The following is an 18,876-nucleotide window of genomic DNA, read 5'->3' as shown; positions in this document are numbered from 1 at the left end:
GCCACCGATGCCCAACCCCTGGAAGAACGCCCGCACCGTCGCCGACCTCGGCCAGCTCATGGCCGACTGGCTCGAAGGCCGCATCCGAACCTGGCCCGGGTACGGCGACACCCGACCCGACGACGAAACCCGCCACCTCATCCTCCCCCTCGCCAGCGCCAACCGGGCCGGGTATGTCACCACCAACTCGCAGCCCGGCCTCGCGCCCAGCCGCGGCTACGACGGCCGCACGTGGCGGCAACGCGCCGCAGTTGACGGCTGGATCGCCGATCCTCAACTCCTCGACCGGATCCGCACCCAGGCCACACGCGCGGGCATCGTCGTCATCACCAACCAGCCCGGCGACCGCAGCCACCCCGGCATGCCCGCCACCGAAGCCGACACCGAGGTAACCACAGGATTCGGCTGGTCACCCGGACACCGGCGACTCATCTCCAGCACATTCCCAGGCGTCGGTAGCCAAGCGATCCGCGAGCTTCGCAAGGCCACCCACACCACGCTCATCGACCCCGTCTGGGGCCGCGAACATCGACTCTGGTCCGCGCTCAACAAGGCCACCGGCTACTGACATCGAAAGGACCCCGTGAACATCACCATCGACCGCCGCAGCCGGAACGCCTGCCGTATCGAGCAGCGCATCCGGGAGATCGGCGACCAGGCGGGCAGGCTCGCCGCACGCCATCTCGGCGGCCAACTGCCCCAGGTGGAGATAGTCCTGACCGACGGGAACGGCGTCACCCGGCTCACCCAGGACGCAGATCTCTCCCTCGCCGGCCACACGCCCTGGCGCCGCCGCGCCGTCGGCCGCGTCATCGACCACTGGCACGCCCGCCACGCATTCGCCGCCACCGCTCTCACGAACCGCGGAGCGCTGGTTGCCATCAACGCATCCCGCAACAGCGACCTCCGCGAACTCGACCGCACCGTCATCCACGAGCTCGGTCACACCGTCCAGCTCAACCAGCCCGGCGCCGGTGACCAGCACGTCGCCTACCTCCGCCAGCAGTACGGCATCACCCCGCACAGCAAGACCGACCAGCGCGAATACGAGCGGCTCATCGACGTGCGCGAACAGCAGGCCGAAGCCCTCGAAGCCCTCGCCCGGCAACTCCCCAACCACTGAAAGGAACCGTTATGGACATCAACCTGACCGGCAAGACCTGGGTCAACAAGAAGGCAGCCGAAATGACCCTCGAAGAACTCGGCGACGCCGCCGACACCTACCGCAAAGCCGGAGGCGACCTCAACCGCAACTGGGCCGGCGTCTACGAACGCGAATGGGAACGACGCCACGGCCTCCGCAACGCCAACGACTACAGCTGAAAGGACACCACGCCCCATGGCAAATAGCCCCGCAGCCGACAAGCAGAGCCTCCGCACCGAGGTCGGCGAGCTGAACTCCATCATCCGCGAACTGTGGCTGCGCGTCGTCGACGCCGGAAGCCTCATGAACACCTCTTGGGTCCGCGACGCGCTGGAAGGCAGTACCGAACTGTCGGACCAGGACTACGTGCGCAACGCGTTCAAGCTCCCTGCGCACGTGCGTGACGCGGTCCCCGCCCACGTGGCCCAGGACTAGCTGCCCCGGGGCCCGTCCGAGCCGACACGGCGGGCCCCGCACCAGACCGCGAGGAGTACCCGATGAGCAGCACACCCGAGGGCCTCATCTCCCGCTTCCAGCCCACCACAGGCCCCGCCATCGACATCGTCTACGCCCCCCACAGCGGGGCGCTCACCGCCACCTGCACCGCCTGCCCCTGGAGTGAACGCATCAACACCGGAGCACTCACCACCGACCCGCCCGAGAAGGAAGACCTCCTAATCGAGCGACACATCCCCGACGCCTACGACTACGCCCAGACGCACGCTGCCAGCCAGCACTGACCCCAGACCGACCCCCTCACCGTCAACCCACCCGCGACCGAAGGGAGCCAGTCATGGGCTGGACTATCTCGCACGGCGTCAACAACACCCGCTCCGCCACCACCATCCACAACCTCGGCAAGCACCTAGCTCACGTCCTGTCGGCATCCGATTGGCGGACCATCGAACCAGTCTTCGGCGACCGTTCAGGCGACCCGTTCCGCGTCCCGCACACCGACGCCCGACACATCGCAGCCGTGCTGCGGCGAGCCGTCAGCCACCGCAAGATGCCCGCTGACTGGGGCGCCCTCGCCCGCGAATTCGCCGACGCCGCACAGAAAGCCGCCGACGCCCGGCAGGCCTGGGAATGGCGCTGATGGCCAACCCCTGGAAGAACGCCACCACCGGCGCCACGGTCTGAAGCTGGCCCGGGAGTTGAAGAAAGACTGGTCCCCACCGCGGGGGGACTGCGGTGGGGACCAGTGCTGTGCAAGCTACTCCGGAATGTGGCCGCACAGTTCGCGCGGGCACGTCCAGTCGAGGACGCCAACCGGGTCCACTTCGGCTTCCAGGCTTGAGGTGGGCGACCAGCTCGGACGGTAGCGGAGCCCGCACTCGAGGCATCGGCGGGACGATATACGGCGGTACTCAGATCGCGTGCATATACGCGGCAGTTGCGTCGTCATGCCCAGACCGTGACACGGAAACGTCGGTCTGTCCGAGGTGCATTGCCCCGGTGCAGGGTCAGGCCGACTGCTGTTCCCGCCGGGGCTTGGGTCGTGCTTCCGCGCGAGCCAGCCACCGGCCCCGGCCCAGGATGACGGAGGGCCGACCGAGCGGCGTCAGATCCAGCGCGCGGCACAGGCGCTGCAACTCGGCATCGGCAGCGGACTCCGAATCCGCTAGCACCGTATAGACCGTGGCCATAGGAGCATTCTGCCCTGGATGGTGGCGAGTTGGTGGGCGGATCGCACACAATCGCTCGGGTGGCGGTCTCGCCAGAAGGGGCCGCAGAGTTAGCGTGACCCCTTTGATTCTAAGATTTTTCGTACATAGCCCCTTCGAATCAAAGGCCTTCCGGCGTTCCGGGGTGGTGACAGCGTGCAGACTAGAAGAGACGACAGCAGGGAGGTGAACATGGCACGCGCCCGGCATACCGGCTTCAAATCCAAAGCCCAGTGGCGCTTCTTCTGGGCGAACCCGCGACTCCGACGCTACGCCCGCGACAAAGCCCACGCCACCAAGGGCGGCAAGGGAATCCGCTACCGCCGACTACCAACCCGCAAGGGGATCCGCCGCCGCTAAGCGGCCGCACCCTGCGAGCCCCCGCCCGCCCCCTCTACCGACTGCCCGTCCTGGGCCGCGCCTGGGCCAGGATCGCTTCCCCCTCCGAACCGCCCCGAGCCACCGCTGTTGAACGGGTCTCCGGCCGGCGCCGCAGCATTGTCGCGCCGGATGCGGTCCACCTCTTCCTTGACCTGCTCATCGTCCCACTCGGGCCGCAACGTCTTCACCTTCATCCACGTCGAGATGGCGCCCGCAGTCTCGAGCAGCGACAGCGAACGAGCCGTCGCCTCCTGGTCGGGCTGCACCGCCTGCGGCCACGACACGGTCAACTCAACTTCGGGGTCAACCTTCGCCGCAAACCACTTCTTGTCCACGAGCAGCAGAGTCTGCAGTACCTCAATCAGCGCCGGCCGCTGATACAGGATTTTCTGCCCCCGGGTTGTCAGGGACTGTTCCTTGCGGGCCGCTACCTCCGTGGCCGTCACCGCGACTGCACCCTCCTCGCCCAACGACTGGGCGGAGTACCCGGCCGAGGTGAGGACCTGCCTGCGGAGCGCCGCCGTTGTCCGCTCATGCTCGTCCACGCGGATCGCGAACTGACTTGCAGTGATCGGGTTCCGATCACCATCGTCGATCATCGTGAGGCCCACGAACACCTCGCGGTCCAGGTCGAACGTGGCGCCCTGGCCCGGCCCGTCGGTCTCCAGCATCGACTGCGGCAGCATGATCCGCCCCTTGCCCAGGCGAAGATCCCGCATCCAGCTCGTCCACGCCTCATCCAACGCGTCCATGACCGGCTCGACCCCGGCATAGTCGCTGCGCCCCAGCGGCTCCGTGCCCGCAATCCCGCGCCATAGCCGGTTCGGCGCGATGTTCGGCACATAGGTCACCAGCAACCGAGGCACGCCCGTGTCCTGGATGCCGCCGTCCCGCACCCGGCCGACCAGATCCTTGGTCTCCGGGTGGTCGTCAAGGGCCATCAGCATGCCCAACGTGTCTGCATCGCCGCGGTACAGGCCGTACTCGATCGTCCCCGGCTCATGCCGCTCCAACAGCCGCCACACCTGGGTGGCGTTGTGCTGCTGCTCCAGCTCCCGCCACAGAGTCACCGCCGACAGTTCGCCCCACCGCCACTCGGGCACCGCCGCGTCCGGGTAGATGACGTCGAGCCACGGGCGCGGCCGCACCTCTCGGTCCCATACCGCCCGCAGGTACACACCGCCCAACGCGGCGCCGATCTCAGCGGCCTCTCGCAGTTTGGCGTGACCTTTGTCGTCCAAATAGCGGTGCAGTTGGTCGGTGGTGGCGACCATGTCGCTGGTCGTCTGCGCTGAATCGGTGTCGACGGTGACTGCGGGAATGTCGGCCCACAGCAGGTTCGCGGACAGTTCGGCGATGTCGCCGGCCATGGGGATATGCAGCTTGGAGGCGGGCTGGCCGGGGGTTATTGGCTGCCCCCAGAACATGCGGGCCAGGCCGCCGAGGAGGCCACCCCGGTACTGGCTGGGCTTGTTGAGGTCGAAGAAGGAACGGGCTGTGGAGTTGCCGGCCAGTGATCCGGCGCCGCCGTACACCTGCGTCAGGCGGTCGACGTCGCCGCTGTACCAGGCGTGCCAGGTGTCCATGTCGGCGAACGGGGCGGCGAGCTGCGGCGGCGGCCACGCGGTCTTCCCGGATGGGGGCAGCGGCATGACGATTCCTTTCGGGGCTAGGCGGCGAGGGCGAGGTGCCGATGCCACGTGGCGCGGGTCGTGTAGATCGCGTAGCGGAGGGCGTCGACGCCATGGTCAGCGACCTTGATCGGCTTCTCGTCGCCGCGGAGCGCAGCCTGGTCATCCCACGAGTAGCCGCCGATCTCCGTGATCAAGTCTTTGCAGGAGGCGTGCACGAGGAGCCTGCGGCGGGCCAGCAGGCTGGACACCGTGCGGATCCCGTCCATCACCTCGTTCTTCGCTTTCGTCGGGACGAGCTTGTCCCGCTTCAGTTGCGTGACGAACGAGGCGGCTGACGGGTCGACGGTGACGAACTGCGGGCGCACCGGCCCGTACCCGGGCACATCCGAGAGCCAGTCCCGCAGCCGTTCCGAGTACTCGGAGTCGGTGAGTTGGTGTCGTGTCTGCCGGGAGTCGTAGCGCCACTCGGCCGCCGCATAGAGGCGCCGGTCCGTGCCGAGGCCGAGCAGCACGGCGTGGAACGGGTTTTTCGTGCCGTAGTCGACGCCGAGGGAGATCCATCGGTGGATGCGGTCGCGGGGGATGTCGGTGACGATGTGTGTTTCCCGGTCCCACGCGTCGTAGATCGCACCCTCCGCTGCAACCCATTCGCCGAGGATGAACCGCCGGTAGAACAGGCCCTGGTGCATGGCTTTGATGTCGCGCACATAGTCGGCATCGAGGAAGGGGTTGTCGTCGATCGTGAAGGAGAAGCGGCGCAGGGGCTTCTTGCCTTCCTGGGAGAGCCAGTCCCGCATGAACCAGTGCCCGGGGTTGTCGGGGTTGGTTGTGCAGAACAGCTGGGCGCCCTTCACCGACATGCGGCCCAGCAGCTGCTCGAAGAACACCTGGGGGACGAGGGTTACTTCGTCGACGTAGGCGCCGCACAGCGTCATGCCTCGGATCTTGGGTTCGCTCTTGGCGTCGTTCGCGCCGATGACGTGGACGATCCGGCCGAGGATCGTCGCCGTCGGCGCACCGGCCGTGTAGTGCACGTGCCTGGAAATCTCCCCGAACAGCGTCGGGTCCTGCATGGGCAGGAACAGGTTGCGGTGGATGGTTTGCGCCGTCTTCCCGACAATGACCAACTCGCCTCGCGGCGGCGCCTGCGACACGTAGATCAGCCACTTCAACAGCGAGGCGATCGTCTTGCCCGACCGGATCGCCCCCTCCCAGCACGAGACCCGGGTCGTCGACTCGGCGACAGACCTCACCTGCTTGGGGGAGAGGGGCAGGGTGTCCAGCACAACTACGCCTCGTCGCCTTCGGCGGGCTCGTCGTCGGCGGCCTGCGACAGTTCGGTGATGGCCTTGCCGAGGTCGCCGAGCATGCTGCGCGCCTCATCGACGCCAGTCGCGTCCTCGGGCGGCGCCATCTTCAAGCTCCGGTCGAAGGCGGTCGCTGCGGCCTGCACCAGAGACTTCTTCTCCGCGGGCGGCGGTTCGGGGTGGTGCTCTTCGGCGTAGGTGTTGTCTTTGCCGCCGAACGCCCACACTGTGTGCGGCTGGAACACCTGGGCGAGAAGCTTGTCGCCCATCTCGTGCAGTTCGATCGCCGTCTTGTAGCGCATGGCCGCGAGGTCGGCTTGCCGGGCGGCGGTGGCTGCGGCGGTGGCGGACCGGTCGAAGGACAGGCCGGCGTCTCGGGCGATTCCTGTGATGGTGGCGAGGGCAAGGCCCACCTCGCGTGCAATCTCGTTACGGCCTTTGCCGTCCCGTATGAGCTGGCAGACGCGTTTGCGCTTGGTGTCGGTGACGACTCCGGATGCTGCCATTAGATCCTCCGGGCGGTCTGTGCGCGCTGGCGCAGCAGGAGAGGAAGGGGGGTGCCGCCGGTCTGCCAGTCGGAGCGCCAGGGGATGACGACGCATCGGCAGTGCGGGTGGCGGGGTGGCCCAACAATGGGGCTCGGGAAGACGGTGCGCGGGTCGAGGGTGAGCCCGCCGGGGAACGGCTTGCCGGGGCGGGTGGTGCGGCCTGCGTAGGCGCGGCATGCCGGACAGGCGTCGACTTCCGCGACCCACAGAAGGAGCATGTGGGGGCCGAAGGCTCGGGCGACGGCTGCAGCTCCGGCCGCGGCCGCGCTGGTGACGGCGACTGCGGCGGCGTTAGCGACGCGGGCGACCGCGCGGCGCGCCCGACGGAAGACCGCGGTGACGCCAGCGAGACCCCCTGCGGTGATGGCCGCCGTGGTGAGTAGGGCGAGGGCTGCGTGGTGTTCGTTGTCGATCGCCTTGGTCACGCCTTCGGTCACGGCCTGCGCCTGCGGGCCGGGTTCGAGGACGGGACTGGTGGGTGGCGGGCTGCCGCCGATCAGTGTGCCGATGCGGGCGGCCTGTGCTGCGCCGAACTGCACGGCAGCCAACGCCGCTTCCTGGATGGCCTGTTGGGCGTGGGCGCCCTGGCCGCGGAACGCGCCGGCGAGGAGTTCGCGGATGCGCTGCAGGAGTCGCCGAATCGCGTCAGCTCCGGGGGCGGTGCGCACTGCGCTGGTGATGGTCAGCCATTGGGTGGTGGCGGCTCGTTGGGCTGCGGCGATGGCTGCGGCGAGCGGCGCGGTGGCTGTGTGGGTGGCCTGCTGTTCGAGGGCTTGGAGGTCGGCGGTCTGCTTGTGGGCGTGGGTGGCCCATGTGTGGCTGTCGGTGCCCATCACCCACCCCCTAACCTTTGAAGTCAAGGATATCTTGCCTTTTAGCCTTTGATTGTGCAGCATTGCATTAGGTTCAGGGTTACGATCGGAGCCAACGAGAGGCGATCTAGGTGTCGCCAGACCGTCGGCAGCCCAAGGAGGCCATCCGTGACGACCCCCGCCCCCGCAGCACCCCAGGAGCCGACCCCGGCTGAGCCCGGCACCCAGCCGGAGCCCACCACCCCGGAGAAGACACCTGCCGCGCCGACTCCGCCAGAGCCGACCGCACCCGCAACCCCCGCCGAGCCGGCAACCGAGCAGCCCACCGAACAGAAGGCCAAGGCGCCGAAGTTCGAGGGAGAGTTCGACCCGGCCCGCTTCGAGAAGCTCGTCGAAAACCTCCGTGGCGACGTCTCAGCCGAGAAGGCCAAGCGCGAAGCCGCAGAGAAGAAAGCCAAGGGCGACCAGGCCGACCTGATGAAGAGGGTCGCCAAGGCGTTCGGCCTCGAGACCGACGAAGAGAAGCCGCCCACACCCGAACAGCTCGCCCAGCAACTGGAAGGGGCCCGCGGAGAGACCAAGGCGTCCCGCGACCAGGCCCGCCAGACGCAGGTGGAACTCGCCGTCTACAAGACGGCCGGGCAGCACGGCGGCGACCCTGACGCGCTCCTCGACTCGCGGAGCTTCGCAAGCGCCATCGCCAAGCTCGACCCAGAGGCTGACGGATTCGCCGGCGAGGTCGAAAAGGCCGTGACAGCGGCGGTGGAGGCCAACCCCAAGCTCGCAGCGAAGGCCCCGGAGAAGAAGCCCGAGGCCACGCCCGCGGGCGGTGCGCCGATGTCCGGGGCGCCTGGAGGGAAGCGGCAGCTGGGCGCGGAGGACGCGAAGCGGATGACCCCCGAAGAGATCAATCAAGCTGTAGCAGAGGGACGGTTCAGGTCCTATCTGGGCAGCTGAGAGGCCCTAGGAGCCCGCCTTGTCCATCAACAACTTCAAGCCGGAGATCTGGAGCGCACAGCTCCTCGTCGGCCTCCGCAACTCGCTCGTCTACGCGCAGCCGCAGCTGGTCAACCGCAACTATGAGGGCGAGATCACCTCGCACGGCCAGTCGGTGCACATCACCACGATCGGCGACCCGACGATCTTCGACTACGACGCGGGCGACACCCTCAACTACGAGGACATCGAGACTGCCGGCGCGGACTTGGTCATCGACCAGGCGAAGGCTTTCGCCTTCAAGATCGACGATGTGGACAAAGCGCAGGCCCTCATGAACCCCATGGCGGACATGGCGCAGAATGCGGCCTACGGCCTCCGGGACAAGGCGGACGCCTACGTCGCCAGCCTCTACACCGGCGTCGCCTCCGCCAACACCGTCGGCTCCACCGGCGCCCCGATCGACATCCACACCGCGGCGACCGCCGCCTACGACAGCGTCCTCGTCCCGCTGCGGACCAAGCTCAACCGCGCCAACGTCCCCTCCGAAGGCCGCTACGTCGTCGCGAGCCCCGAGTTCACCGGCCAGCTCCTCAAGGACGGACGCTTCGTCCGCGTCAACGAGAGCGGCACCGACCAAGGCCTGCGCAACGGCATGGTCGGACGCGCCGCAGGATTCGACATCCTCGAGTCCAACAACACCCCGAACCCGAGCAGCGACACGCAGGTGATCCAGGCCGGCTACCCGGGCGCCATCACCTACGCCGAGCAGATCCTCGAGACCGAGGCGCTGCGCCTGCAGTCCACCATCGCCGACGCGATCCGCGGCCTGCACGTCTACGGCGCCAAGCTCCTTCGGCCGACCGGCATCGCGGTCGCCTTCATCGACCCGGCGTGATCCTCCCTGATTCTCGTCCGCGCTGACTCACAGGAGGTCACACCCATGGCGCGCACCGCAGTCAGCTACACCGCACTCACCCCCAACGGCCACACGAGCGATGTGGCCGGCACCACGATCGACTCGACGCTCGTCACCAACGGCGTTGTTATCAACGGCGTCGACCCCGAACGCACCGTGCTGCGCGTGGCGAACACCGCGGCCGGCGCGAAGAACGTCACCGTCAAGACCGGCACGGGCCCCCAGTCGTGGATGGCCGGACAGGGCGACCTCGTCGTCTCCGTCGCTGCGAGCACCGGGAAGGAGTTCGTGGGGCCGTTCACCTCGGCCCACTTCCAGCAGCGGGGATCCCAGCTTTACATCGACTTCGAGTCCGGGTTCACCGGGACGATCACCGTCTTCAAGCTCCCGAAGGCGTACTAATGGCGGGCCGCGAATACCAGGGCCTGAGTGGGCTCCGCCTGCACCTGGATGAGCCCCTGTCGCCGCAGATGGCCCGCCAGGTGGCCCGCGGTCAGCTCGTGCCGGTCTCCGGCGAGGCGCCCGACGTGCAGGACGGCGACAAGAGCCTGGTTGTCGTTCACGGCTCGGAGGCGCGCACTGTCGACCGTGTCGGTGTGCACGTCCCGGATGCCGGCGATCGACCGTCCGGGGACGACCCGCGTGAGTTGGCTACCTATGCGGTACGCCGCGGGCTGCTCGCCGACCACGCGTCGACGATGACCGCCAACCAGCTTCGCGAGTGGCTGGAGGCCCGTGACGAAGCCGACGAGGCGATGTCTCGCGACGACGCCCTCAAGCCCGTCGAAGACGAGCCTGAGGAGGAGCCTCTTGGGCCGTCTTCGGATGGCGAATCCCAGACTGGCAATCCGGAGGCCACCCCCGGTGGGACCACGGAGGAGCCCGGCCGGGAGAAGCCGAAGGCCGCCGACAAGGTCGACACCTGGCGCGCCTACGCCGTCTCGCAGGGCCTCGACCAGCAGCTCGCCGACGACATGACCAAGGCCGACCTTCAGGCATGGGTCGCCGACTATGAGGCCGCGGGGGAGTAGCCGTGCCTTACGCGACGATCGAGGACCTCACCACCTGGCTGGCACCCGACCCGGTGCCGGACAACGCCGTGCGTCTCCTCGAGGAGGCGTCCGACGCGTTGGACGAGGTGCTGATCGGCGCCGTGTACGGCACCGATGACCCGGCGGTGGCCGAGGTGCTGCGCCGGGCGTGTGTCCGCCAGGTGCACTGGCTGATGGAACGTGACGACGAGACCGGCGCCAACAGCGACGTGCAGTCAATGAGCGTGGGCGGCAGGTCGTTCACCCGACGCACCGTCGGCTCATCGGCCGGGGTCGCTCCGCGCATCGGCTCACAGGCAGCGTCGGTGCTCCGCTCTTCGGGGCTGCTGACGATCTATCCGCTGGTGGTGGGCTGATGCCAGGACCCATCGGACGGCAGACGGTCGTCTTCCTGAACGCCCCTCTCGTGGCGGGCGCCTACAACGTGCAGTCCCGCGACTGGGGGAACGCAACCGAGACCCCAGTTTCGGGTTGCACCGTCGACTACGCCTCCTCTTCCGAGAGCACGCAGGCAGGCGACCAGACCACGACCCGGGCCACGGTGTGGCTGCCGCGCCGCGCGCCCCGCGTCACCGAGTGGCATCGGGCCCGGTGGGACGGCCGCACTTGGGAGGTCGACGGCGTGCCGAGCACGGCGGAGGCGGCTGGGCCGCTGTCGGGGCAGGCCGTGTCGCTGCTGGAGGTGGCCGGCTGATGGCACTCACCGACATCCAGATCGACGAAGAGGCGATCCAGTCGCTGGCTACCGGCCATGAGGTGCAGGCGGACCTGAAGGACCGCATGGGACGTGTCGCCGAGCTGGCCCGCCAGACCGCACCCGTGGACACCGGCGCCTACCGGGCCAGCATCCACGTCAACCCCGACCACGACACTGACGGGTCTGTCCACGTAGACACCGGCGTTCACTACGCCATCTACATCGAGTACGGCACCCGCCAGACCGACCGCACGGGCCGCCTCATCCATCCGGCACGGCACACCCTCGGAAACGCCCTCGACGCCGCAGGAGGCGACCACTGATGGCCAGCGACACCGACACCGTCGAGATGAAGTTGACGTTCTGGCGTGAAGGTAAGAAGCCCGGCGACACCATCGAAGTCCCTGTCGACGAGGTGCCCCGCTGGAAGGGCTTCGCCGAGCCGGTTGCTACTGGCAAGGGCAAGGCCGACGCCACGGAGGACCGCACTGGCACCCGTGTCGACACCAAGTCTGCGCCGTCGGTCGAGAAGAGTGGCGGCAAGTAGCCATGACGGCGACTCCGCTGATGCTCCCCGACAGCAAGGCCATCGCGATCACGCTGCTCGCGCTGGGCCTGCCGAGTGACGTCCTGGTGTCGTCGAAGACCCCTGCCGGTTCTACGTTGACCGGCGCGCGGGTTGTCCGGGTGCTGCGCATCGGAGGCACGGCAGACATGAGGGGCTGGGGCGACCCGGCATCTCGCGACCGGCCGCGATTCAGCGTGGACTGCTATGCGCCCACCGAGGAAGCCGCGATGCGTCTGGCTCAGCAGGTTTGCTCGATCTGGGAGCTGCTGCCCGGCCAGGTGACGGACACCGGCGAGGTAACCGGCGTCAGCCAGGAGACAGGGCCACAGGACCGGCCGGAAGAGCCCAATACCGGCGTCGCGCGCGTCGGCATGACCCTGGGGATGAGCGTCCGCCCACCCCGGATATCGAGCTAGGAGGCCCGCCGTGGGCGACGCGAACAACATCATCGTCGGTACAGCCGGCAAGGCATACGTAGCCGACGTGGGAGCCACCTTCCCGACCGGCCCTGAGGTTGCGTGGGGGAGCTCTTTCACTGACCTCGGCTACGTCACCACTGAGGGCCTGGAGGAGGCGCTCGCCGAGGACAAAACGGAGCTGGACGCGTGGGGCGAGGACGCGCCGGTCGTCAGCCTGACGAAGAAGCGCACCCAGACCTTCAAGATCACGTTCCGCGAGACGACAGCCCAGATGCTGTCGCTCTACTACCAGGTCGCCATTGCCAACATGACCAGCACTCCGGCGGCTACTGGCAAGAAGCAGTTCGTCAGCTTCGGCTCCGGCTCCACCCAGGACAAGGTGGAGATCGCCCTCGGCCTGGACGTTCTCATGTCTGGCAAAGTCCACCGAATCATGGTCGCCCGCGCAGAGGTGTCCGATCGCGGCGCCATCAAGCACAACGCCGACGACAGCTCCAACTACGAGCTCACCTTCACCGCGCTGACGGCGCCCGGCGGTGGGCAGTCCGTCCAGCACTTCATCACGGACGTCGAACTCCCGGCCTAACCCATGCCGGTGGCCTGCTGCGCTCATCTCCGGGCGAGGGCGGCACGGCAGGCCACCACCAGATAGCCCCCGCCTAGTCCCCGCCCGAGAGGAACCACCGTGTCCAAGCCCAACCGCAAGGTCCTCCGCCTCCAGCAGATGCGCGCCCAACGCGCCGAAGCCGCTAAGACGCAGTTCGTCGACTTGGTCTTCGAACGCGCCGACGGCGTCGAGGAAACCATCAGCTTCCCCACGCCGGACTACTGGCCGGTGGAGGTCATCGAAGCGGTCGAAGAGAAGGGCGGCAACGTAAACATCGCCGTCCTCCGCGAGATCGCGACGCCCCCCGAGGCTTTCGACCGCCTGGTGAGGGAGGCACACCTGACGGTCGGCGAACTCACCGAACTCATCGAGGAAATGGGTGAAGTGGCAGGCACCAACCAGGGGGAAGGCTCCGGCTCCTCGATCTCCTCCGTGAGCACTCCGGGAGCCTCCGAGCCGACATTCAGCGCTACTACCCCGGCCGTCGCCTAGAGGAGTTCTGGGCCGTGTCATGGGGAGAGGGGTCGATGAGCTGGGCCGAGCTGCGGGATCTCGTCGACGCCCTGCCCGAGGACTCCGCCACCAAGGCGGCCATGGCCGGCGACATCGACGGCCGACGGTGGAGCCAGGACACCTACGCCCTGGCCTCCATCTACAACGCGACCTTGATGACGATCCGGGTCCTGTGGGCCGCCCACCTCAAGGGCAGCCCACCCGACATGCAGGCCATCCATCCACCGCGCCTCGAAGCGGACGTCGAAGCAGCCGAGCTGCGCGCCGCAGCCGACGAGCGGGCCTTGGCGTACATCGAGCGCTACGCGCCCGCCCGTGCGGAGCAGGACGCCGCGGAGATAGCGCGGCTGGAGCAGCAGATCCGCGACCTCGACCAGGTCGCCCGATAGGAGGGAGGGGAGAGCGTGGCGGGACCCACCATCGTCGGCAGCACCCGGGTCAGCATCCTGCCGGACACCAGCGGCTTCAGCACCCAGCTGCGCTCTGACCTCACCGGCATCGACCAGTCCCTTGCGATCGACATCAAGCCGAAGATCCACCAGCCGTCGTATGAGGCGGTGGAGCGAAAGCTCGACAAGTTGATCCGTGACCGGGTCGTCGAGATCCGCGCCAATGTCGACACTCGCGTCGCGGCCAATGAAATCCAGAACTTGATACGGCGCCGGGTGGTCCGTGTCGGCGCCGACGTGGATACGAGGGTCGCCGCCAACGACCTCGCCAATCTCACCCGCCGCCGCACCGTGCGGATCACGGCCAACGCCGACACCAGGGCAGCATCGACAGTCCTCGACCGGGCGGCTCGCAATCGCACCGCGCGGATTGACGCGAACGTCGACTCCTCGCCCGCCCGGCAGCTATCCAACGTCCTGTCGCTGGCTGGTGGCGCCATGGGGGCGCTCGCCTCAAAGGGCATGCTGCTCACCGCTGCGATCCCGATTGCCGGGTCGCTGGCTAACGCGGTAGCTGCCATCGCCCCGGCTGCGGCGCTCGCGATCCCTGCTATAGCCGCGATCGGCTCGGCGTTCGGCGCCATCAAGCTCGGCACGTCCGGGCTGGGGGATGCGTTCAAGCAGGCTTTCGCGCCGCAGGATTCCGCGAAGGCCGTCAAGTCAGCCAACACTGTGGCATCCGCTGAACGAGCCGTGAAGCAAGCCGTCGAGCAGGTCGGGGTGGCGCGTGAGAATGCTGCTGCCGCCAACCAGGCTGCGGCGCGATCAGTGCTCAGTGCGGAGAGGGACCTGACCGACGCCCAGGCCAACGCCAGGCAGGCGCAGCAGGATCTCAACGCGGCCCGCGAGGAGGCCGTCCAGAACCTGCGTGACCTCAACCAGCAGCTCGCACACGGGGCGCTGGACCAGCGCTCGGCGTCGCTGGCGGTCAAGCAGGCGCAAGAGGATCTCTACAAGACGCTGTCCGATCCTCGGGCCTCCGAGTTGCAGCGGCAGCAGGCGCAGCTCACCTACGACGAGGCGGTCCAGAACCTCAAGGATCAGACGCAGAAGCAGAAAGACCTCAAGGTCGAAGTGGCCGCCGCCAACAAAGCGGGCGTCGAAGGATCCAAGGTCGTCCTGCAGGCGAAGCAGGCTGAGGCCCGTGCCCAGCGGGACGTGAAAGACCGGGAGCAGGCGGTCGCGGACGCGCGTACCGCCCAGGCGCGCACGGCCCGCGACGGCGCCCGGTCGATCGCGCAGGCGCAGCAGGCCGTCGCGGACGCCCAGCAGCGGGTCGCCGATGCGCAGACATCGGCGGCTGCTGGCACATCCAAGCTCAACGATGCGCTGGCGAAGCTGTCCCCGAACGCACGATCGTTCGTGTCGGCGGTTCAGGCGCTGAAGCCGGCGTGGGACGCCATGCGGCTGTCGGTGCAGGACAAGCTGTTCGCTGGCCTCGGCAGCAGGCTGCAGGATGTTGGCGGTCGGGTGATTCCGATCCTGCGAGACGGTCTCGGTAGGACCGCCACAGTGCTCAACCAGATGGGCCAGAGCGCTCTCTCGGCGGTGGACAAGCTCGCAAAGACGGGCAAGCTCAAGCAAATCCTCGACGGCGCCGCGAAATCACTGTCCCCACTGAAGCGGGTGCCCGGCCAGCTGGTGACGGCGTTCGGCCAGGTGTCCATCGCTGCGCAGCCAGCTCTACAGAAGCTGAGCGAGAAGACCGCGGGCGTTGTGGATCGGATCGCGGGGAAGCTCACTGCTGCGTTCGAGTCGGGCACCATGGAAAAGACGATCAACAACGCCGTCGATCTCTTCGGCCAGTTGATGCAGGTCGGCGGCAACGTCCTCAAAATCATCAACGGTGTGTTCCAGGCTGGCGCCAAAGATGGCGGCGGCATGATCGGATTTCTGAAGACCATCACTGGCGAGATGGCGAAGATCGTCAACAGTAAAGAGGTCCAAGGCGGACTGAAGGCCCTGTTCGGCGTGATGGGTCAGTTCGCGAAAACCGCCGGGCCGATCCTCGGCCAGGTCATGAAGATCCTGGGGCGGGTCTTCGAGAAACTCGGCCCGCCCGTCGAAAAGCTGATCTCCGCCCTCGGCTCGGCCCTTCAGCCGGTAATCAAAGCACTGGAGCCCGTCTTCGTGCAGCTGGCCAGCACGATCGGCGATCTCGTGCCCGTGATCACGCCGCTGCTCGACTTGATCAGCGATCTATTGGTGGCCGCACTGAAGCCGATGACTCCAGTGATCAAGGAGATCGGCAAGCTGTTCATTCAGCTCGCACCGATCTTCAAGCAGCTGGCCGACGGACTCGGCAAGGCGCTCACGCCAATCCTCAGCGGCCTCGGCGCTGTCCTGCAGGAACTGGTTAAGCAGGGGGCAGCCGAGTTCCTGGAGCTGCTCAAAGCCTTCAAGCCGATCATGCCAGATTTGATCTCGGCGATGGTCCAGTTGGGGAAGTCGTTCGGGAAGATCCTCACCGATCTAGCCCCGCTGATCCCCCAAATCCTGACGCTCAGCGACCAGTTCCTCATCGAGTTGCTGCCGGCGATCCTGCCGCTCGTCCCGCCGATCCTCCGCCTGACAGAGAAGTTGACCAAGCTCGGAACCGAGGTCATCGAGCGGATCGTCATCCCCGCTCTGACGAAGTTCATCAACTTCATCAAAGACATCAAGCGGAAGATGCAGCCCTTCATCGACGCGGTGAAGTGGGTCACGGACAAGATCGCAGCCGGATTCGAATGGCTGTCAGATCACCTTGTCGGGCACTCCGTCATACCCGACATGCTCAAAGCGATCCGGGACTGGTTTAACCGGGCCAAGGCCTGGATCCGCGGCATCTGGAACGCCTGCTGGGAAAACACCATCGGACGGGTCGAGGATGCGGCCGATGCCATCGGCACCAAGATCGGCGACTTCGCGCACGGCGTCCGCGACTGGTTCGGCCGGGTCCGCACCTGGGTGGCAGACCGCTGGAACGGCCTATGGTCCGGGCTGTCCTCTCGCGTCTCTTCCATACGTAAAACCATCGAAGGGAAGATCAGCGACTTCCGTGACAACGTCGTGAGTTTCTTCCGCAGCGCCGTCAACGGCATCGGTAGCGCCTGGTCCAAGCTACAGAACCTCGCCAAAGCGCCCGTGAAGTTCCTGGTAAACACCGTCTTCAACAAGGGCATCGTCCGAGTCTGGAACGCAACCGCCGCCAAACTCCCCGGCATAGGCGAGATGAGCCCGATGACCCTGCCGAAGGGATTCGCGCGCGGTGGTGTAATCCCCGGCCAGTCCTCATGGCGTGGCGGCGACACCCACCTGCGCCCCATGCGGGAGGGCGAAGGCGTCTACGTGTCCGAGGCCATGCGCGACCCATACGAGCGGGCCCGCCTGTACGCCGTCAATGCCGCCGCTATGGCCGGCCGCAGCCTCAAGCAGTTCCGCGGCTACGCCACCGGCGGCATCATCGGCGACATCTGGGACACCCTCACCGACAACCCCGTCAGCCGGGCGGTCGGCAGCATCCTCAACAAGGGCGTCGACTGGGCGAGGGGAGGACTCGCAGACCTCGCAAAAACGGCGTTCGTCAAGCTGCTGGGCCCTCTAGACGCCGACGCCAGCCCCACGTGGACGGGGCTCGTGCAGGCTGTCCCACGCCGACTGGCGAGCAAGGCCGTGTCCTGGATCCACGGAAAGGAAGGCGAGGGCAGCGCGCTCCTCGCCAACTACAAGCCCGGATCCGGCGTGGCCCAGTGGACGAACGTCGTCCTCGACGCACTGAAGGCCGTAAGTCAGCCCGCCAGCCTGCTCAACACCGTGCTCCGCAGGATGAACCAGGAGTCCGGAGGTAACCCGCGCGCGATCAACAACTGGGACATCAACGCCAAGAACGGTACCCCGTCCAAGGGCCTGATGCAGGTCATCGATCCCACCTTCGACGCCTACGCCGGAGCCCTCCGCGGACGCGGCATCTGGGACCCGCTCGCGAACATCTACGCCTCCATGCGGTACGCGATGTCCCGCTACGGCTCCCTGGCCCGCGCTTACAACCAGCCCGGCGGCTACGCCCGTGGCGGCAGCGCGAAGCCCGGCGAACTCGCCTGGGTCGGGGAAGAAGGCCCCGAGTTGATGAAGGTGTTCGCCGGCGGCGTGCGGATCTACTCGCACAGCGACTCGGTGCGTATGGCCCGCCAAATGGGCACCCAGATCCCCGGCTACGCCTCTGGCGGCGTTATCTCCTCCACCGGCAGAGGCAGCATCGCCTCGGTCATCGGCAAAGCCTTCCTGGATGGGCTGGAGGGCACGGCCACTCAGATCAAGGACGCCATCGCCAAGGTCACCACCGCTATCAAAAACGCATTCAAGGGTCTCCGCTCGACCATCGATGACCGACTGCTGAAGTCCCTGTCGACGACGTCCACCAAGCTGCAGGCCCTGTCCACCCAGCAGGCGAAGATCGCAGCGACTATCGCCACGGCCAAGCAGCTCGCCACCGACCAGACCGCGGCCGGCAAGTCCTTCGCCTCGGTCACCGCCCTACCGAACAGCGGGCTCACCTTTGATGCGGGCGGCATCCTCTCTGGCCTTAACGTGCGCCTCGGCCAGCTGAAGGCCTTCTCGAGCAACCTCGGCAAGCTCGCCAAGATGGGGCTCTCCAAGGAGCTGCTGCAACAGCTCGTCCAGGCCGGTCCGGACTCCGGCGCGGCCTACGCTCAAGCCCTTGTCAACGCCACCCCGGGACAGCTCAAGTCGATCAATGCCACACAGGCGCAGATCGACTCTGCAGCCAGCAGCTACGGCAACAGCGCCGCCGACGCCCTGTACGACGCCGGCTCGCAGGCCGGAAAGGGCTTCCTGGCCGGGCTAACTGCGCAGCAGAAGAGCATCGAGTACTCGATGTCGGCGCTCGCGAAGGCGATCCAGAAGAGCATCAAATCCGCCCTGAAGATCAAGAGCCCGAGCCGGGTCATGGCCGAGCTCGGCGAGTACACCGTCCAGGGCTTCGCGCACGGCATGGCCGCAGCGACTCCACAGGCAGCCGAGACGGCCGCCCGGATGGCCGCCGCCGTTCGCTCCACCACCGTGGCGACCACCACCAGCATGGAGACGACCACGACCAGCACTGTGGGGGAGCGGCACCTGCACTACAACGCCACCACCCGCGAAGTCGCCTCCCGCCAGAGCATCCTCGCGGCGCTCGCCCTCGACGACCAGCTGCACCGACCCGTGCTGATCGGAGGCTGACGC

Annotated in this window: 24 protein-coding genes; 19 read left to right on the top strand and 5 right to left on the bottom strand. The window is 67.4% G+C overall.

The window, feature by feature from the left end:
- The first annotated feature begins 7 nt into the window (after positions 1-7).
- The 6 genes from V2J85_RS09235 to V2J85_RS09210 all read left to right on the top strand — a co-directional run bounded on the left by V2J85_RS09235 (position 8) and on the right by V2J85_RS09210 (position 2,240).
- The gene (locus V2J85_RS09235; protein ID WP_330821201.1) at positions 8-568 is read left to right on the top strand and encodes a DUF6919 domain-containing protein; all 561 of its coding nucleotides are present in this window, start codon (positions 8-10) and stop codon (positions 566-568) included.
- 15 nt (positions 569-583) lie between these two features.
- Entirely contained in the window at positions 584-1,123 is a 540-nt protein-coding gene (locus V2J85_RS09230; RefSeq protein WP_330821200.1) for a hypothetical protein, read from the top strand.
- A gap of 11 nt (positions 1,124-1,134) precedes the next feature.
- Positions 1,135-1,323: a hypothetical protein gene (locus V2J85_RS09225; protein ID WP_330821198.1), complete on the top strand. Its 189-nt coding sequence runs from the start codon at positions 1,135-1,137 to the stop codon at positions 1,321-1,323.
- A gap of 16 nt (positions 1,324-1,339) precedes the next feature.
- Entirely contained in the window at positions 1,340-1,579 is a 240-nt protein-coding gene (locus tag V2J85_RS09220) for a hypothetical protein (protein ID WP_330821196.1), read from the top strand.
- A 62-nt stretch (positions 1,580-1,641) separates the two neighbouring features.
- Positions 1,642-1,884 carry a hypothetical protein gene (locus V2J85_RS09215; RefSeq protein ID WP_330821195.1) on the top strand — a complete coding sequence of 81 codons (243 nt, stop codon included), beginning with the start codon at positions 1,642-1,644 and terminating at the stop codon, positions 1,882-1,884.
- Positions 1,885-1,937: 53 nt separating this feature from the next.
- Positions 1,938-2,240: a DUF7739 domain-containing protein gene (locus V2J85_RS09210; protein WP_330821194.1), complete on the top strand. Its 303-nt coding sequence runs from the start codon at positions 1,938-1,940 to the stop codon at positions 2,238-2,240.
- A gap of 367 nt (positions 2,241-2,607) precedes the next feature.
- On the opposite strand, the gene V2J85_RS09205 is transcribed toward V2J85_RS09210, so the two are convergent.
- From V2J85_RS09205 to V2J85_RS09185, 5 genes are all read right to left on the bottom strand, one after another.
- Positions 2,608-2,790, bottom strand: a complete 183-nt coding sequence (locus V2J85_RS09205; protein ID WP_330821193.1) for a hypothetical protein — start codon at positions 2,788-2,790, stop codon at positions 2,608-2,610.
- 374 nt (positions 2,791-3,164) lie between these two features.
- Positions 3,165-4,841: a hypothetical protein gene (locus tag V2J85_RS09200; protein WP_330821192.1), complete on the bottom strand. Its 1,677-nt coding sequence runs from the start codon at positions 4,839-4,841 to the stop codon at positions 3,165-3,167.
- A 17-nt stretch (positions 4,842-4,858) separates the two neighbouring features.
- Positions 4,859-6,109: a PBSX family phage terminase large subunit gene (locus V2J85_RS09195; RefSeq protein WP_330821190.1), complete on the bottom strand. Its 1,251-nt coding sequence runs from the start codon at positions 6,107-6,109 to the stop codon at positions 4,859-4,861.
- A 2-nt stretch (positions 6,110-6,111) separates the two neighbouring features.
- Positions 6,112-6,636, bottom strand: a complete 525-nt coding sequence (locus tag V2J85_RS09190) for a hypothetical protein (RefSeq protein WP_330821189.1) — start codon at positions 6,634-6,636, stop codon at positions 6,112-6,114.
- Positions 6,636-7,511 carry a hypothetical protein gene (locus tag V2J85_RS09185; RefSeq protein ID WP_330821188.1) on the bottom strand — a complete coding sequence of 292 codons (876 nt, stop codon included), beginning with the start codon at positions 7,509-7,511 and terminating at the stop codon, positions 6,636-6,638. Before V2J85_RS09185 ends, V2J85_RS09190 begins: the two co-directional genes overlap by 1 nt.
- Before the next feature lie 147 nt (positions 7,512-7,658).
- Here V2J85_RS09185 and V2J85_RS09180 point away from each other — a divergent pair, with 147 nt between their 5' ends.
- From V2J85_RS09180 to V2J85_RS09120, 13 genes are all read left to right on the top strand, one after another.
- A complete protein-coding gene (locus tag V2J85_RS09180) occupies positions 7,659-8,447 on the top strand; it encodes a hypothetical protein (RefSeq protein WP_330821187.1) in 789 nt (262 codons plus the stop codon).
- 19 nt (positions 8,448-8,466) lie between these two features.
- Positions 8,467-9,324, top strand: coding sequence for a phage major capsid protein (locus tag V2J85_RS09175; protein WP_330821186.1), 858 nt, complete (start codon positions 8,467-8,469; stop codon positions 9,322-9,324).
- Positions 9,325-9,369: 45 nt separating this feature from the next.
- Positions 9,370-9,747, top strand: coding sequence for a hypothetical protein (locus V2J85_RS09170; protein WP_330821185.1), 378 nt, complete (start codon positions 9,370-9,372; stop codon positions 9,745-9,747).
- Positions 9,747-10,376: a hypothetical protein gene (locus V2J85_RS09165; protein ID WP_330821184.1), complete on the top strand. Its 630-nt coding sequence runs from the start codon at positions 9,747-9,749 to the stop codon at positions 10,374-10,376. Before V2J85_RS09170 ends, V2J85_RS09165 begins: the two co-directional genes overlap by 1 nt.
- Positions 10,377-10,378: 2 nt before the next feature.
- Positions 10,379-10,753 (top strand): head-tail connector protein, encoded by a 375-nt coding sequence (locus V2J85_RS09160; protein WP_330821182.1) that lies wholly within the window; start codon positions 10,379-10,381, stop codon positions 10,751-10,753.
- Positions 10,753-11,091 carry a head-tail adaptor protein gene (locus V2J85_RS09155; RefSeq protein ID WP_330821181.1) on the top strand — a complete coding sequence of 113 codons (339 nt, stop codon included), beginning with the start codon at positions 10,753-10,755 and terminating at the stop codon, positions 11,089-11,091. The genes V2J85_RS09160 and V2J85_RS09155 overlap by 1 nt, the downstream gene beginning before the upstream one ends.
- Positions 11,091-11,417: an HK97 gp10 family phage protein gene (locus V2J85_RS09150; RefSeq protein WP_330821180.1), complete on the top strand. Its 327-nt coding sequence runs from the start codon at positions 11,091-11,093 to the stop codon at positions 11,415-11,417. Before V2J85_RS09155 ends, V2J85_RS09150 begins: the two co-directional genes overlap by 1 nt.
- The gene (locus tag V2J85_RS09145; protein WP_330821179.1) at positions 11,417-11,641 is read left to right on the top strand and encodes a hypothetical protein; all 225 of its coding nucleotides are present in this window, start codon (positions 11,417-11,419) and stop codon (positions 11,639-11,641) included. The genes V2J85_RS09150 and V2J85_RS09145 overlap by 1 nt, the downstream gene beginning before the upstream one ends.
- 20 nt (positions 11,642-11,661) lie before the next feature.
- Positions 11,662-12,078 (top strand): hypothetical protein, encoded by a 417-nt coding sequence (locus tag V2J85_RS09140; protein WP_330821177.1) that lies wholly within the window; start codon positions 11,662-11,664, stop codon positions 12,076-12,078.
- A 10-nt stretch (positions 12,079-12,088) separates the two neighbouring features.
- The gene (locus V2J85_RS09135; protein WP_330821176.1) at positions 12,089-12,667 is read left to right on the top strand and encodes a phage tail tube protein; all 579 of its coding nucleotides are present in this window, start codon (positions 12,089-12,091) and stop codon (positions 12,665-12,667) included.
- A gap of 99 nt (positions 12,668-12,766) precedes the next feature.
- The gene (locus V2J85_RS09130; RefSeq protein ID WP_330821175.1) at positions 12,767-13,180 is read left to right on the top strand and encodes a hypothetical protein; all 414 of its coding nucleotides are present in this window, start codon (positions 12,767-12,769) and stop codon (positions 13,178-13,180) included.
- 35 nt (positions 13,181-13,215) lie between these two features.
- The gene (locus tag V2J85_RS09125) at positions 13,216-13,590 is read left to right on the top strand and encodes a hypothetical protein (protein WP_330821174.1); all 375 of its coding nucleotides are present in this window, start codon (positions 13,216-13,218) and stop codon (positions 13,588-13,590) included.
- Between the two features lie 15 nt (positions 13,591-13,605).
- Positions 13,606-18,873 (top strand): transglycosylase SLT domain-containing protein, encoded by a 5,268-nt coding sequence (locus tag V2J85_RS09120; RefSeq protein WP_330821173.1) that lies wholly within the window; start codon positions 13,606-13,608, stop codon positions 18,871-18,873.
- The last annotated feature ends 3 nt before the right edge of the window (positions 18,874-18,876 follow it).

The sequence above is a fragment of the Streptomyces bugieae genome, from assembly GCF_036352915.1.
GTDB classification, from domain to species: Bacteria; Actinomycetota; Actinomycetes; order Streptomycetales; family Streptomycetaceae; genus Streptomyces; species Streptomyces endophytica.
The sequence above is the reverse complement of the archived record's forward strand: the minus strand, read 5'-3'. Positions and strand labels throughout refer to the sequence as shown.